A 14,815-nucleotide genomic window follows, 5' to 3' on the forward strand; every position below is an offset into this window, starting at 1 on the left:
AGTACTTTTTTGAAAGAGGTGTATTTCGCTTGGATAAAGGTGGAAAAAAACAAATAATGTTTAATCGAATGCGTGAAAAGAAGAAAGAAGTAAAAATTGTTCGTCGAATCGTTTTTGTTATCACATTAATCGTTCTTATTGTAGGTTTAATTGGTGGAAGATCTGCTTATAAGTACATCACAGAAGGTTTACAGCCGGTAGATCCAAATTCAGAAGAAGTTACAGTAGTGGAAATTCCGATTGGTTCAGGCTTGAATACAATCTCTTCGAAACTTGAGGAAAATGGAATTATTAAAGACGCTAAACTATTCAAATACTACGCCAAATTTAATAATGAATCTGATTTTCAAGCGGGTACATATGATTTAACGAAAGCAATGACAATGGATGAACTGATCCAGACTTTAAAAACCGGTAAACTATACAGAGAACCGGTATTTACGATGACGATTCCAGAAGGTCTCAACCTGAAAGAAATTGCAGTTATTGTTGAAAAAAGAACAGGCACGTCTCAAGACGAATTTATGGATTTTGTCACAGATGTACAAAATATTGATAACTTTATTGCTAAGTACCCGAGTCTTTTAACTGAGGAAGTCAAGGGCGAACAAATTAAGTTTGCATTGGAGGGGTACCTTTTCCCTGCAACCTATCCTTTTTATGAAGAAAAGCCGACATTGAATACAATTGTTAGCGATATGTTGGAAGCAACAATTGCTAATGTTAGACCTCATCTAAACACTTTAGAGGAGGACGGGAAGTCGGTGCACTGGTTATTAACATTTGCATCATTAATTGAAAAAGAAGCGACATCGCAGACTGAACGTGGTGCCATCGCAAGTGTCTTCCACAACCGTATGGACAAAAACCCAGCGATGCCTCTACAAACAGACCCTACAGTTGCCTACGCTCATCAAGTGCATCTAGAGACTACATTATTCTCGGATCTTGAAATTGATGATGCGTATAATACGTATAAGAATGTTGGATTGCCTCCTGGACCGATTGCCAATTCAGGGAAAACATCGATCGAGGCAGTGTTAGATCCGGAAGATACGCCTTACTTTTATTTTATAGCTGGAAAAGATGGGAACCCGTATTACGCGATAACTTATGATGAACATTTAAGCAACATTGAGAAGTATTTAAAATAATGATGCGTGTTTTTAAAGCAGGAGTTGATAGTAAAAGCTATGTACATTAACTATATAAATGGATATAAAGAAGAAAAAGATTTGTTTATTAAAGAAATGGAAAACTATGCTGAAAAACATTGGGTCCCTATAATGGATCGACTCGCTATCGATGCATTAATAGGCTTACTTCGAATTCAAAAACCTGAGCGTATTCTTGAAATAGGAAGTGCGATTGGCTATTCAGCTATTCGAATGGCAAAGGGGCTTCCAAATGTTTCAGTTGTAACTGTAGAAAGAGATTCTGAACGATACAAAAAAGCCGTTGATTACATTGACCGTGGTGAATTAACTGATCGCATACAGATCATTGAAGCCGATGCACTCGATTTAGATATGAGCCAATTAGGAAAAGAATCTTTTAATGCCATATTTATCGATGCTGCAAAAGGGCAATATATGCGTTTTTTCGAGAAATACGCAGCGGTTCTTGCTCCTGGAGGAGTTATTTATTGCGATAATATGTTTATGAATGGTATGGTTTTGCAGGAAGATCTAGATATCCCTAGGCGAAGTCGAACGATGGTTCGAAATATAAAAGAATTTACTAGGTGGGTAATGGAGCATCCGGATTACGAAGCGGTGTTGTTGCCTATTGGTGATGGTATGTTAATCGCAACAAAAAAATGAAATTGATATTTCTTAATTGAAATAATCTTGTGGAGGCGTCAATAATGGAAACTAGAAAACCACTCATTATTGGAATCGCTGGTGGATCTGGTTCAGGAAAGACTAGTGTTACGAAATCGATATATGATGTGTTTAAAGAGCGATCTGTTGTTGTTATTGAGCAGGATTTTTATTATAAAGATCAATCACATCTTAATTTTGAACAACGCCTTTTAACGAACTATGATCATCCATTAGCATTCGATACAGATTTACTTATTAGCCATCTACAAATGTTACTTAATCGCCAAGCGGTAGAAAAACCAGTTTATGATTATACGATACATACTCGTTCAGACGAAACTGTGTTGATAGAGCCAAAAGATGTAATTATTTTGGAAGGTATTCTAGTCTTGGAAGACGAACGGCTTAGAGAGTTAATGGACATTAAATTATTTGTCGATACGGACGCCGATTTACGTATAATTCGTCGGATTTTGAGAGATATAAATGAGCGTGAAAGGTCTATAGACTCTGTCGTAGACCAATATTTAACGGTAGTTCGTCCAATGCATAACCAATTCATCGAACCGACCAAAAGGTATGCTGATATTATTATTCCTGAAGGCGGTCATAATGAGGTTGCAATTGATCTAATGGTTACGAAAATAAAAACAATTCTTGAAAATGGAACGGAACTATACTATGATGATGACATAAATCAATAGAAATTAAACGCTATGTTGCATATGAAGGTCCAAAGCGACATAGTATTTTTATGATTAGTATAATAAGGAGCGATGGATATGATTAGTGAAAAAAAGTTTCCAATGACAGCAGCAGGTAAAGAAAAACTAGAAGAAGAATTGAACCACTTGAAAATTGTAAAACGACCAGAGATTGTTGAACGAATCAAAATAGCGCGTAGTTATGGAGACCTATCGGAAAACTCTGAGTACGATTCAGCGAAAGAAGATCAAGCATTTCTAGAAGGTAAAATTTCATCCCTTGAAGGAATGATTCGTAATTCTGTAATTATCGCAGAAGATGAACTAAACACAGATGAGGTCCGACTAGGGAAAACGGTTACATTTAAAGAGCTTCCCGATGGTGATGAGGAGACATACACGATTGTTGGTTCAGCAGAGGCGAATCCGATGGAAGGGTTAATTTCAAATGATTCTCCGATTGCAAAAGGTCTGTTGGGGCGTTCAAAAGGTGAAGAAGTGAAAATTAATACCCCTGGTGGAGATATGTCGGTTACCATTCTCGAGATTAAATGATTACTAAGATAGCCGCCTTCAATTGAGGGCGGTTTTTCTACATAGGAAACAAATTTACTTTTTGCTCGTCCTAATGAATATAGGAAGACCGAAAAAGACAAAGCAGGAGCTGAGTATGAAATGAGTAAACCGGAAATGGACTTTTCAAGACAAACTCGAAGACAAGGCCGCAAACGGAAGGACAAACTCTTGAATTTCTTGATCGCCCTTGTTGCGTTACTAATCGTTCTTACAGCCACCATTATTTTTTGGGGAAATGATGATGAAGAGCAAGCGAATGATAAAAAGATAGAAGATCGTATTACAGAAGATGAAGATGTTGTGGATCAAGACGAGGAATCTGATTCTGTTGAACAGGACAACAAAAAAGAGACACCTGAAAAGGATGACACTGTCGAAATAGAAGAACCAGAAGTCATCGAAGACAATCAAGAAGTGGTTCAAGAAGAACTTGAAAAACCGGATGATTCGGCTAGTGTAGAAATCGAACGTACAGATGACGATGTAGTTTCTGAAACGATTTCTAACTCAAGTTGGCAAGCGATAGGGACAGAACAAGCAGGAGAGCATGTCTCTAGCTATAATGCGAAATCGATGGACTTTTTGGAAAAGAAAAAAGCGATTGCCTATGCAGTTGGTCAATCGGAAGATTCATTAAACTACTGGAAAGTTAAAAATGGAGGAAGTCCACGTAAATCCATTGGGATCATTGACGTGAAAGGGACTTCTGAAAAATATCGGGTATATATCGATTGGATAGATGGGCAAGGATGGAGGCCAGTAAAAGTAGATGTATTAACAACACTCGATTTTGATTATTAAAACAAGCTGGAGGCAAAAAAAGATGAGGATAGCAGTTATTGGCGCAATGGAAGAAGAAGTTGAGTTACTTCGCAACGAAATTAGTTCTGCTGAAGAAAACATTATCGCAAATTGTGAGTTAATTAAAGGCAATATAGGGTTGCATGAAGTAATTTTAGTTAAAAGTGGCATAGGTAAAGTAAATGCTGCCATGGCTACAACTCTTCTTTTACAAACCTATCAACCAGACGTGGTTTTAAACACGGGATCAGCCGGTGGTTTTTTAGAAACATTGGAAGTGGGAACCGTTGTCATTTCAGATGAGGTTCGACACCATGATGTTGACGTGACTGTATTTAATTATGAACCTGGACAAGTACCTGGACAGCCAGCAGCATTTAAAGCAGATGAGCGGCTTGTACAACTTGCTCTTACAGCTGTTGAGGAAATTGGGGAGCATCCATATGCGAAAGGGTTAATCGCTTCAGGAGACTCATTTATGAATGATCCAGACTATGTTGCGCAAGTGAAAGAGTTATTTCCAACAATGATCGCTGCAGAAATGGAAGCTGCGGCGGTTGCACAAGTATGCCATCAGTTCAATACTCCGTTCGTTGTGATACGAGCATTATCGGACATTGCTGGGAAAGAATCGTCCATTAGTTTTGATGAATTCTTGCCAGTCGCAGCAAGGCACTCAACAGACATTGTTCTACGAGTTATCGCGAAATTGTAACGGAACAACTTTTCGCTGAAGGAAATGTAATTCTTATGTGGCGGATTTTGAAGGTTTTATGGTATGATGGAATTACCATTTACATATTGTTTTAAGGAGGTTATGACTATGATATTTCTTTTAGGCAGTATTTTTCTTATATCAACTCTAATTGCAATCGTTATCGGACGTGAGGTTAGTTCCGAGTAAAGTTAGGGCTTTGTGCAAAGGCATTAGCTTATTTACGTAGGTGAATATTAGCTTAGCTTTCAAAATGGCGTTTCCGAAATTGGGATCATACCCAAACGGAAACGCCTCTTCATTTTTGCGTCACCACAGAATAGACATTGACGCGTTCCTACTCATTGTATTCATGTTTAAATAGTTGATACAGTTTAACGATTGCTCGTTTTTCAATTCTCGAAACATAGCTTCTTGAAATGTCGAGCTGCTCTGCAATTGCTTTTTGAGTCATTGGCTTATCATCCAATAATCCGTAGCGTCTCTGGATTATTTCAAGTTCTCTTCCATCCAGCTTTCCAAGATGTCGGTATAACCTCTCTTTGCGTTCGTTATGTTCGATCGTTGTGATAGGTGCATCGTCGTCGGTTTGCAGAAGATCCGATATTTGAAGCGATTGACCGTCTTTGTCACCTCCGATTGGATCAAAAAGGGAAACATCTTTTTGAACTTTTTTCTGAGTTCTCAAATACATAAGAATTTCATTCTCGATACATCTGGCTGCATATGTTGCAAGTTTCGTTTTACGGTCAGGGGTAAAGCTATTGACCGCTTTCATGAGACCAATCGTTCCTATTGAAATATAGTCGTCTAGTAGTTCGTGTTTTGGATGGAATTTTTTAACGATATGTGCAACAAGTCGCATATTACGCTCAATAAGTTCGTCTTTTGCATCTTCGTCTCCGTCGGCAAGTCTCCGTAGGCAGTCAGCTTCCTCTTCTTTCGATAAGGGGCGTTTGAAAGCTTGCCCTCGAATATAGCCAATCACCGCAGGGATTTCCAACCAGAGTTGAACAATTGACATGACAAACCCGCTCATTGGTGGGCCACCTCCTTTGTCGTTGTATGACAGCATATGCGGTCGGGTCCTGTCCTATCACCGATAAACGAGTCGGACAGGCGCTTGAAAGGTCTGATTATTTTTGAGTGAATGAGTCTGTAATGCGTAAACCTAGTCAGTAACTTAATTTCGAAAGGTTATGTTATAATCAGTTTTACAATCTAGTTGGAAATCGGAGTGGATAGTGTGTTAAGAAAGTTTTTACCGTCTGAATATGTGAAAAATGTTTTTCAGATACGTCCTGAAAAATTAAAGGAACAAGGAATTAAAGGAATCATTACGGATTTGGATAATACGCTTGTCGAATGGGATCGTCCGGATGCAACCCCTGAAGTTATTGAATGGTTGCAGTCGATGAAAGATGCAGGTATTCTTGTAACAATCGTATCGAATAACCACGAGCCTCGAGTTAAGTTATTTTGTGAACCACTAGGTATTCCATATATTTTTAGGGCGAAAAAACCGATGCGTAGTCCTTTTATAAAGGCGTTGGATCTAATGGGAATCAAAAAAGATGAAGCCGTTGTAATTGGTGACCAACTACTGACGGATATATTGGGTGGAAATAGGAAAGGGTTGCACACGATTTTAGTCATACCCGTGGCAAGTTCCGATGCTCTGATTACAAGATTCAATCGAATGACTGAAAGAAAAATCATGGCCAACTTAAAGCGTCGAGGATTGATAACTTGGGAGGAATAAACGTGGAAGAAATAAAATGTATTGGGTGCGGAGTCACGATTCAAACTGAAAATCCAAAATTAGAGGGTTTTGCACCCGCGGCATCATTGGAAAAAGAAGAGTTGATATGTCGCCGTTGTTTTAGATTAAGAAATTACAATGAATTGCAACCTGTTTCCTTAACAGGCGATGACTTTTTAAATATTTTAAATGGGATAGGCATGAAAGATGGTATCGTCGTAATGCTCGTAGATATCTTTGATTTCAACGGAAGTTGGATCTCAGGCTTGCATCGTTTCGTTGGAAATAAAGATATTTTATTAATAGGGAATAAGTCAGATCTTTTACCGAAATCGATCAATAGAAATCGATTAATAAACTGGATGCGTGCTGAATCGGTGAAGTTAGGGTTGAAACCGGTAGATGTCTTACTAGTCTCAGCTCATAAAGGTCACGGGATGGAAGAAGCACTGGTCGCAATCGATAAGGTTCGACGAGGTAAAGATGTGTATGTTGTAGGGTGTACAAATGTTGGGAAATCAACATTTATTAACCGTATTATTAAAGGGGCTACAGGTGTAGGCGAAGTAATAACTACATCTCACTTTCCGGGAACAACACTCGATCTTGTTGATATTCCGCTAGACGATGGCAAAGCGATTTATGACACACCAGGAATTATTAATGACCATCAAATCGCGCATCACTTGGATGAAAGTGATTTGAAAGCAATAACTCCTAAAAAAGAATTGAAGCCTAAAGTGTTTCAATTAAACGCAGAACAATCGTTATTTATTGGAGGACTTGCCCGTTTTGACTTCATTGCTGGGAAGCGATCTTCCTTTATGCTTTACGTTTCAAATGATTTGCTAATTCATCGAACGAAACTGGAAAATGCCGATGAATTGTACAAAAATCACCTTGGTGGGATGTTATCTCCACCAACAGGGAATTCAATTGAAAAAATGCCACCTTTAGTTCGTCATGAGTTTTCAGTTAAACAAGCTAAAACAGATATTATCATTTCAGGATTGGGTTGGATAACTGTACAACATCCGAATGTTGTCGTTGCAGTGTATGCTCCGAGAGGTGTAAATGTAATTCTCAGACCTTCTCTGATATAAATTGCTCTAGGGGGAATAAGGATTGAAAAAATGGTACGCAGTAATAGGAGATCCGGTTGGCCAGTCGATTTCACCGGAAATGCACGACACATGGTTTAGCGAAAATGGAATTGACGCCTCATATATACCGATTCTTGTGAAGGAACAGGAGCTAGGCGAAGCAATTGCAAGTTTGAAAAAACTCGGGTGCAGTGGGTGGAACGTAACGGTACCACATAAAACTGCGATTATTCCTTTTTTAGATGAAGTGGATCCATCAGCAAAAATGATGAATGCCGTTAATACGGTAGTCGTTCAATTGGATGGAAGTTTACATGGGTTTAATACAGATGGGGAAGGTTTTGTACGCTCTTTAGAGGAAACATTTCCGGAGTATGAAAAAGATGGTAAACTAGTTGTTGTTGGTGCAGGTGGTGCGGCCCGCGGAATTAGTTTTGCACTTGATAAGGCGGGTTATGGACCGATTGCATTTGCTAATCGTACAATTGAAAGAGCGCAACAAATTGCTGTTGGGTTGCCTAACTCTTCCGTTGTCTCTATAGAAGAAGCAGAAAAATCGCTTGCGGAATTTAAACTTATCGTTCAAACAACATCTGTTGGGATGGAGTTTGCGCAAAAAGGGACGCCAATTGCGACTGAAAACATTCAACCTGGAACAATTGTTGCAGATATTATTTACAATCCACTAGAGACTGAATTGCTCTTAAAGGCAAAGAAAAGTGAAGCCCGGACAATGAACGGAATTGGAATGTTGGTACATCAAGGTGCGATTGCCTTTGAAAAGTGGACAGGTGTTCGACCAGATACAGAAAAAATGATCGGAAAAATGACAGTAAAACTTGGAGGTTCTTATGTTAACAGGTAAACAGAAAAGATTTCTTCGCAGCAAAGCGAACCAATTGCAACCCCTATTTCAAATAGGAAAGAATGGATTAACTGAAGCAGTAATCCTACAAATTGAGGAAGCATTAGAGGCGAAAGAATTAATAAAAGTGAATATATTACAAAATTGTGCGGAAGATAAAAATGATATTGCACGCGCGCTTGAAAAACAAGAAGGAATTCACGTAGTTCAAGTAATTGGCAGTATTATTGTTCTATATAAAGAGTCTGTTGAGAAAAAGAGAATTGAACTGCCATAAAGAAGAGACGCTGAACAATGGGTGAGGGGAATAGTAAATGAAAAAAATTGGCATTCTAGGTGGAACGTTCAACCCTCCACATATAGGTCATTTAATTATAGCTAGCGAGGTAAGGCATGAATTGGGACTAGATGAGGTCTGGTTGATGCCTACCGCGAATCCCCCTCATAAAGCTGCTTCTGGTGATGCAACAGCAGAGCAGAGGCTACAAATGGTAGAGCTTGCTGTAGAAGGCTTAGATGGACTTGCAGTGAGTTCCTTTGAAGTAGATCGAGGTGGTGTTTCCTACACGTATGATTCGATGAAACGACTTACTTTAATCGAACCTGAAGTTGACATCTATTTTATTATCGGCGGAGATATGATTGATTCACTTCCGGCTTGGTACAAGATTGATGAACTCGTTAACCTTGTTAACTTTGTAGGTGTGAATCGTCCCGGTTATAAAGGGGAGTCAACGTATCCGTTTATCTTTATCGATATTCCACAAATTGATTTATCATCAACTTTAGTTCGCAAACGGTTTAAGGATGGAAAGACGGTACAACTTTTAGTTCCAAACCTTGTCGAATCGTTTATTCGTAAGGAGGGTCTTTATGGATCTAACGCAACTAAAAAGTGAGATTGCGAATCGTATGCCGGTAAAAAGATACGAACATGTCCTTCGGGTGGTAGATACTGCTGAAGTTTTAGCGAAAAAACATCGGCTTCCAGTCGATAAAGCGATTCTTGCTGCAGTATTTCATGATATAGCTAAATATATGGACAAAGAATTACTACGCACAACTTTAATGCAAGAAAAAGTTGACAATCGACTCCTTTCCTTTCATCATGAATTGTGGCATGGCCCGGTTGGTGCAATTCTTGCACGCGATGAATTTGGTGTAAAAGATGAGGAGATACTCAATGCCATTCGTTATCATACGACTGGGCGAGAAGGTATGTCTCAGCTTGAGAAATTAATATACATTGCAGACATGATTGAACCAGGTCGGAGTTTTCCAAACGTCCATCAATTACGAACAATTGCCAATGAAAATATAGATTTGGCAATGGAAGCTTGCATTTATCAGTCGGTGCAATTTCTAGTTTCAAAAAAGAGGCCGGTATTCCCGGATTCCATTGACTGTTATAATGAGCACGTTAAATAAGAGAGGAAGATTTTACTAATGACAACATCACTACTTACGTTAGCATATAATGCGGCAGATGATAAAAGAGCTGAAGATATCGTTGTACTAAATATGGAGGGCATTTCAATAATTGCCGATCAATTTATCATTTGTCACGCAAATTCTGAAAGACAAGTTCAATCCATTGCTAGAGAGGTTGCCGACCAGGCGTCGAAAGCAGGATTTGCTGTAAAAAGATTAGAAGGTTTCGATTCAGGACGTTGGATTTTAGTCGATATGGGAGACGTTGTTGTTCATGTATTCCATAAAGATGAGCGCGGTTACTACAATCTCGAAAAACACTGGGGCGATGCACCACTTCTTGAGGTTTCGGAAGAAGAATGAAACAAGCGTATTCTGACTTCGCTTCCGTCTACGATGAGCTGATGACGGATATTCCATATGATACCTACGCGGAATTACTAAATCTGGCTGCGGGTGGACTTAGTGGTAAAAAAGTTTTAGATATCGGGTGTGGAACGGGTCTACTATCCGTCAAACTTGCAAAAATGGGTGGAATCGTAACGGGCTTGGATATTTCTCCTGATATGATTGAAGTCGCAAGGAAGCGGGCAACTTCACTTTCTCTACCGATATCTTTTATCGAGCAACCTATGCAAGATTTAGAAGGTTTCGAGGAATTAGACGTTGCTGTTATTGCGATAGATTCGTTAAACTATGTTATTGAACGTGGGGAAGTCATAGCAGCGTTAACGAAAATCTATCAATCACTTACGCTGGGCGGCGTCCTTTTATTCGATGTTCACTCTACATTTAAAATGGATGAAATATTTATGGAAAGTCCCTTTACGTTCGATAATGGAGGCATAGCTTATATTTGGGAAACCGAAGAAGGCGATGAACCCCATTCGGTTTACTCCGAACTTGCTTTTTTTGTTCAAAATATAGATGGGTTATATACTCGTTTTGACGAAGTTCATTACCAACGAACATTTTCAGTACATGAGTATATAGAAATCTTAGAAACAATTGGTTATTCAATTGAACGGATTTTTGCCGATTGGGAAGATGAGCCGCCCCATGAGGAAAGTGAAAGAGTATTCTTTCAAGTTCGAAAATAACCCTTTTCAATAAGCGGTTGTTCATATATAGTTAATGAGACTCCATATGGATGCCCGCTAAAGTGAGGGTGAACGCTCTGTTTCTTTCATTTGTATCCAGTCATTGGCAAAAAATTGTTATCCCCATCGTAGCAATCGCTACACTAGTCGTATTTTTGTTCATTCCCCGTGAGCAAGCTAGCACTTCAAGTAGTGTTAGTGGCGACGTAACCCTATTTCCAGAATTAATTGAAGAACCCGAAGAAATTATACCAATCGAAGAAATTCCCAGTGTCATTATCGTTGATGTCAAGGGGGCTGTTCGACATCCTGGCGTTTATTCAATGCAAGAGGGAGATCGCATAATTGATGTGATTGCTGCTTCCGGTGGTTATTTACCTGATGCCGATTCTCGTTTATTGAATCACGCTGCAAAAGTGGTCGATGAATTGGTTATTTACGTGCCTATTGAGGGAGAAGAAATGCCCGAAGAGAATTCAAGTTTTCTCCAAGGTGAATCTGCTTCTAAAGATGACGGAAAAGTCAATATCAATTCGGCAGACCTTTCACAGTTAACGACAATCCCGGGTATAGGACCGGCCAAGGCATCGGCTATTTTAGCCTACCGAGATGAAAATGGGCTATTCAAGTCAACATCTGATTTGATGAACATATCAGGAATTGGTCAAAAGACATTTGATAAACTAGAACATCTAATTAAGCTCGACTAATCAAACGTTAAAATTATTATGGAGGCATACATATGGAGCGAATAACTTGGGATCAGTTTTTTATGGCACAATGTCATCTCTTAGCGTTACGAAGTACGTGTACAAGACTTGCGGTAGGTGCAACGATTGTTAGAGACAACCGAATAATTGCAGGAGGCTACAATGGTTCGATTTCAGGCGGAGATCACTGTATAGACCACGGTTGCTACGTCGTAGGTAATCACTGTGTGCGTACAATTCACGCAGAGATGAATTCATTGTTGCAATGTTCAAAGTACGGAATACCCGTATCAGGTTCAACACTATATGTAACTCATTTTCCTTGTTTGCAATGTTCGAAAGCAATTATTCAAGCAGGAATACAGCATGTAATTTATGCAACTGATTATAAAAATGATGAATATGCAATGAAGCTTTTTGCACAGTCGGGAATTTCCGTTCAACATATACCATTTGATGAAGGAAAAGTTGATTTTTCTGGTTCAAAAAAAATGGATCTATTCAATGATATGTTACAGTCGATGATACATTTAGGAGCCACCGAAGAAGAACTTGATCCTTTAAAGGAAAGGGTGAATAGCTTATTTGGAAAATGATTTCTCGCATTCAGCTTGTCTATATAGCTATTTCGGTTACCGTATCTGCATTTGCTGCATACGGTTCCGTATGGCTGTTGCTCATTAATCTAATCCTACTCCCTATATATTTCAAACGAAAAGATGATTCCCTCACTCCTATCCTCGCAGTTAGTGCTACATGCATTTCTTTTTTTTATTTCACCTCAGCTCTTCCTGTCGTTTCTTCGCCGGGTCCAACTGAAGTTACCTTTTCTTGGACCGAAAACCCAAAAATAGATGGCAATCGTATAAAAGGTTTCGTGAACACCTCTGATGATAAGATTTATTACACGAGTTATACGTTTAAAGATGAAAACGAAAAAACCAAGTACATTGCACTTCGTTTTTCTTCAACTGTATTTACTTATTCCGGAAGTATAAAAGAATCTGTAAATCCTTCACATAAATATGCATTTGATATGAACAAGTATTTGAAAATGAATGGTGCTTCGGGTGTGTTTGAAGCGGAGACTTTACTAAGTATAAAAGAACATACAAATTTAAGTATTCGTCTATCTGAACAACGAGGTAAACTAACTACGCATATTGAAACTAAGTTTCCACCATCGCTTGTAACCGAAGCGAAAGCATTGTTACTTGGAGATCGAAGCGGGTTGGATGAGGAAGAGTCTAGTATATACAGGAGGCTCGGCATAACTCATTTATTTGCGATTTCAGGGCTTCATGTTGGCCTTTTAATCGTTATGATGCGTGAATTCTTGTTGAGGTTACAAATAAGGAGAGGGAGTGTCGACCTGCTCCTAATCACACTGATGCCCTTATATGCGGTTGTTGTAGGTGGAGCACCTTCTGTATGGCGTGCGGTTTCAGTGGCGGTAATGGCTTTGTTGTTGTCGTTAGGTGGAAGGAAGATAAGGCTGGATAATGCCCTCGCAGTTAGTGCAATTGTATTTATTTTTTTACATCCATATATCGTCTTTCAACCAGGCTTTCAATTATCCTATTTAGCAGCACTAGCACTTGTTTTATCTTCGAAAATCTTAGCGAAATCTAAGTCGTTTATTGGTATTTCCTTTCATGTTACAGCGATAAGCCAATTAGCATTATACCCCGTTTTACTTATTCATTTTTACGAACTCTCCCTTTCTTCTTTCTTTGTAAACATCCTTTTTGTTCCTCTTTACTCAATCATCATTTTACCTGTAAATATACTTTTACTCGCAACGACATGGGCTTTCGTTCCATTGGCTGATTTAATGTTTGCTATTTATGTTCCTTTCCGAGAAATAATCCGAGTCGCGACTGTTTGGTTATCTGAACTCCCTTACCAATTATGGACACCGGGAAAATTAGGTCCAATTGAAGCTACGTTTGCCGTTGCCGGTGTTCTTTATTTTTTTGTGAAATATGAGGAGGGGGTGGCATTAAAATATTGTCTCCCTTTTCTTCTTGTCCCCGCACTAGTTATTCAATTCCTTCCGTATACAAACAACTCATTGCAAGTAACGTATTTAGATGTTGGGCAAGGAGATAGTATTGTTATTGAACTTCCGTTTCGAAAAGCTGTTTATGTCATCGATACAGGTGGAACGGTCGATTTCTTTGAAAATGATTGGAAAAGTCCTATGAAACGATTTGAAGTTGGAAGAAATATCGTTGTGCCGTTTCTAAAAGGTCAAGGGATTACGAAAGTTGATAAACTAATACTTACGCATCCTCATGCAGACCATATTGAGGGAGCGGATGAAGTTCTTGAGGAGTTGCGAGTTAAGGAAATTCATATAACGCCCGGTAGCGAGACAGAAAGCGAGATGGATGAGGTACTTAAAATTGCAACAAGCAAAGTTGTTCCCATCTATGGGATGAGAGACGAAGTTTCATGGGAAGAAGGCATTTTTAAATTTGCCTATGTCAGTCCGCAAGAAGGGATGTTTTCATTAAATGATCGGTCCCTTGCCTTATTTATGATGACTCCAGAACTGAACTTCTTATTTACTGGAGATATGGAAAAAGAGGCAGAAATAAATTTTATAAATAAATATACGGATGTAGATTTCGGAAGGATTATCCTAAAGGCCGGACATCACGGAAGTAAAACTTCGAGTACAGAGTCATTTATCAACAAACTCCATCCAGAATTGACTATTTTTTCAGCTGGTCGAGGAAATATGTATGGGCATCCACATGAAGAAGTTATGGAGAGGTTTGATCGCCTTAACTTACCAACGATGTCGACAGCGGAGTATGGATCAATTACGATAAAGGTAGAGCAGGGCGCGTACTCTATTTCGACTATGACGCAATAAGAGGTGCATCAAAGATTGGATAATAAAAAAAAGACATGCATTCCCAAATCGGGAACCGCATGTCCGGGTCTAGCTACTAAAATTAGCCAGCTACGACGTCGATTACTGTAGCAACAACAAAGATTAAAGAGAAGAATCCAAAAGCTACTACAAATCCTACAGCTGAATCGATAAAATCATTACGTTTTGATTGTACATCATGTTCAAATTCATTCATTGCTACACCTCCTAATTCCACTCTAGTATAAGCGATTTTCAGAAATAAATCCATAGCAATCCCTTTTTTATCTAGAAAGCAAAATAAAAGACACAATTTGTTCAAACAGTTTAATTTTCAT

General features: G+C 38.9%; 19 protein-coding genes. 17 read left to right on the plus strand and 2 right to left on the minus strand.

Annotation, left to right across the window (positions count from 1 at the left end; genetic code table 11):
* Positions 1 to 29: 29 nt before the first annotated feature.
* The 6 genes from mltG (at position 30) to mtnN (ending at position 4,622) form a co-directional block, all read left to right on the plus strand.
* Positions 30 to 1,154 carry an endolytic transglycosylase MltG gene (gene mltG / locus ACXYMX_RS10650; RefSeq protein WP_459044210.1) on the plus strand — a complete coding sequence of 375 codons (1,125 nt, stop codon included), beginning with the start codon at positions 30 to 32 and terminating at the stop codon, positions 1,152 to 1,154.
* Between the two features lie 39 nt (positions 1,155 to 1,193).
* Positions 1,194 to 1,823 (plus strand): O-methyltransferase, encoded by a 630-nt coding sequence (locus ACXYMX_RS10655; RefSeq protein WP_459044211.1) that lies wholly within the window; start codon positions 1,194 to 1,196, stop codon positions 1,821 to 1,823.
* A 44-nt stretch (positions 1,824 to 1,867) separates the two neighbouring features.
* A complete protein-coding gene (udk, locus tag ACXYMX_RS10660; RefSeq protein WP_459044212.1) occupies positions 1,868 to 2,530 on the plus strand; it encodes a uridine kinase in 663 nt (220 codons plus the stop codon).
* 78 nt (positions 2,531 to 2,608) lie between these two features.
* On the plus strand, positions 2,609 to 3,085 hold the full coding sequence (greA, locus tag ACXYMX_RS10665; RefSeq protein WP_459044213.1) for a transcription elongation factor GreA: 477 nt from the start codon (positions 2,609 to 2,611) through the stop codon (positions 3,083 to 3,085).
* A gap of 120 nt (positions 3,086 to 3,205) precedes the next feature.
* Entirely contained in the window at positions 3,206 to 3,907 is a 702-nt protein-coding gene (locus ACXYMX_RS10670) for a YrrS family protein (RefSeq protein ID WP_459044214.1), read from the plus strand.
* Positions 3,908 to 3,929: 22 nt separating this feature from the next.
* Entirely contained in the window at positions 3,930 to 4,622 is a 693-nt protein-coding gene (gene mtnN, locus ACXYMX_RS10675; protein ID WP_459044215.1) for a 5'-methylthioadenosine/S-adenosylhomocysteine nucleosidase, read from the plus strand.
* A 337-nt stretch (positions 4,623 to 4,959) separates the two neighbouring features.
* Here mtnN and sigK read toward each other — a convergent pair whose 3' ends face one another.
* Positions 4,960 to 5,661 (minus strand): RNA polymerase sporulation sigma factor SigK, encoded by a 702-nt coding sequence (gene sigK, locus ACXYMX_RS10680; protein ID WP_459044216.1) that lies wholly within the window; start codon positions 5,659 to 5,661, stop codon positions 4,960 to 4,962.
* 207 nt (positions 5,662 to 5,868) lie between these two features.
* On the opposite strand from sigK, the gene ACXYMX_RS10685 reads away from it, so the two are divergent.
* From ACXYMX_RS10685 to ACXYMX_RS10735, 11 genes are all read left to right on the plus strand, one after another.
* Positions 5,869 to 6,384 (plus strand): YqeG family HAD IIIA-type phosphatase, encoded by a 516-nt coding sequence (locus ACXYMX_RS10685; RefSeq protein ID WP_459044217.1) that lies wholly within the window; start codon positions 5,869 to 5,871, stop codon positions 6,382 to 6,384.
* 2 nt (positions 6,385 to 6,386) lie between these two features.
* Entirely contained in the window at positions 6,387 to 7,487 is a 1,101-nt protein-coding gene (yqeH, locus tag ACXYMX_RS10690; RefSeq protein WP_459044218.1) for a ribosome biogenesis GTPase YqeH, read from the plus strand.
* Between the two features lie 22 nt (positions 7,488 to 7,509).
* Entirely contained in the window at positions 7,510 to 8,352 is an 843-nt protein-coding gene (aroE, locus tag ACXYMX_RS10695; RefSeq protein ID WP_459044219.1) for a shikimate dehydrogenase, read from the plus strand.
* Entirely contained in the window at positions 8,339 to 8,629 is a 291-nt protein-coding gene (gene yhbY, locus ACXYMX_RS10700; protein WP_459044220.1) for a ribosome assembly RNA-binding protein YhbY, read from the plus strand. Before aroE ends, yhbY begins: the two co-directional genes overlap by 14 nt.
* A gap of 37 nt (positions 8,630 to 8,666) precedes the next feature.
* Complete coding sequence (locus tag ACXYMX_RS10705; RefSeq protein WP_459044221.1) at positions 8,667 to 9,251, plus strand: nicotinate-nucleotide adenylyltransferase; 585 nt, start codon at positions 8,667 to 8,669, stop codon at positions 9,249 to 9,251.
* The gene (yqeK, locus tag ACXYMX_RS10710; protein ID WP_459044222.1) at positions 9,226 to 9,780 is read left to right on the plus strand and encodes a bis(5'-nucleosyl)-tetraphosphatase (symmetrical) YqeK; all 555 of its coding nucleotides are present in this window, start codon (positions 9,226 to 9,228) and stop codon (positions 9,778 to 9,780) included. The genes ACXYMX_RS10705 and yqeK overlap by 26 nt, the downstream gene beginning before the upstream one ends.
* Before the next feature lie 18 nt (positions 9,781 to 9,798).
* Positions 9,799 to 10,146: a ribosome silencing factor gene (gene rsfS, locus ACXYMX_RS10715; protein ID WP_459044223.1), complete on the plus strand. Its 348-nt coding sequence runs from the start codon at positions 9,799 to 9,801 to the stop codon at positions 10,144 to 10,146.
* On the plus strand, positions 10,143 to 10,883 hold the full coding sequence (locus tag ACXYMX_RS10720; protein ID WP_459044224.1) for a class I SAM-dependent DNA methyltransferase: 741 nt from the start codon (positions 10,143 to 10,145) through the stop codon (positions 10,881 to 10,883). Before rsfS ends, ACXYMX_RS10720 begins: the two co-directional genes overlap by 4 nt.
* A gap of 62 nt (positions 10,884 to 10,945) precedes the next feature.
* Complete coding sequence (locus ACXYMX_RS10725; RefSeq protein WP_459044225.1) at positions 10,946 to 11,593, plus strand: helix-hairpin-helix domain-containing protein; 648 nt, start codon at positions 10,946 to 10,948, stop codon at positions 11,591 to 11,593.
* 32 nt (positions 11,594 to 11,625) lie between these two features.
* Entirely contained in the window at positions 11,626 to 12,189 is a 564-nt protein-coding gene (locus ACXYMX_RS10730; RefSeq protein WP_459044226.1) for a ComE operon protein 2, read from the plus strand.
* Positions 12,186 to 14,477: a DNA internalization-related competence protein ComEC/Rec2 gene (locus ACXYMX_RS10735; protein ID WP_459044227.1), complete on the plus strand. Its 2,292-nt coding sequence runs from the start codon at positions 12,186 to 12,188 to the stop codon at positions 14,475 to 14,477. Before ACXYMX_RS10730 ends, ACXYMX_RS10735 begins: the two co-directional genes overlap by 4 nt.
* Positions 14,478 to 14,559: 82 nt before the next feature.
* Here the strand turns inward: ACXYMX_RS10735 and ACXYMX_RS10740 are convergent, their stop codons facing one another.
* A complete protein-coding gene (locus ACXYMX_RS10740) occupies positions 14,560 to 14,694 on the minus strand; it encodes a YqzM family protein (protein WP_459044228.1) in 135 nt (44 codons plus the stop codon).
* Positions 14,695 to 14,815: the final 121 nt, after the last annotated feature.

Source organism: Sporosarcina sp. CAU 1771 (assembly GCF_054482775.1).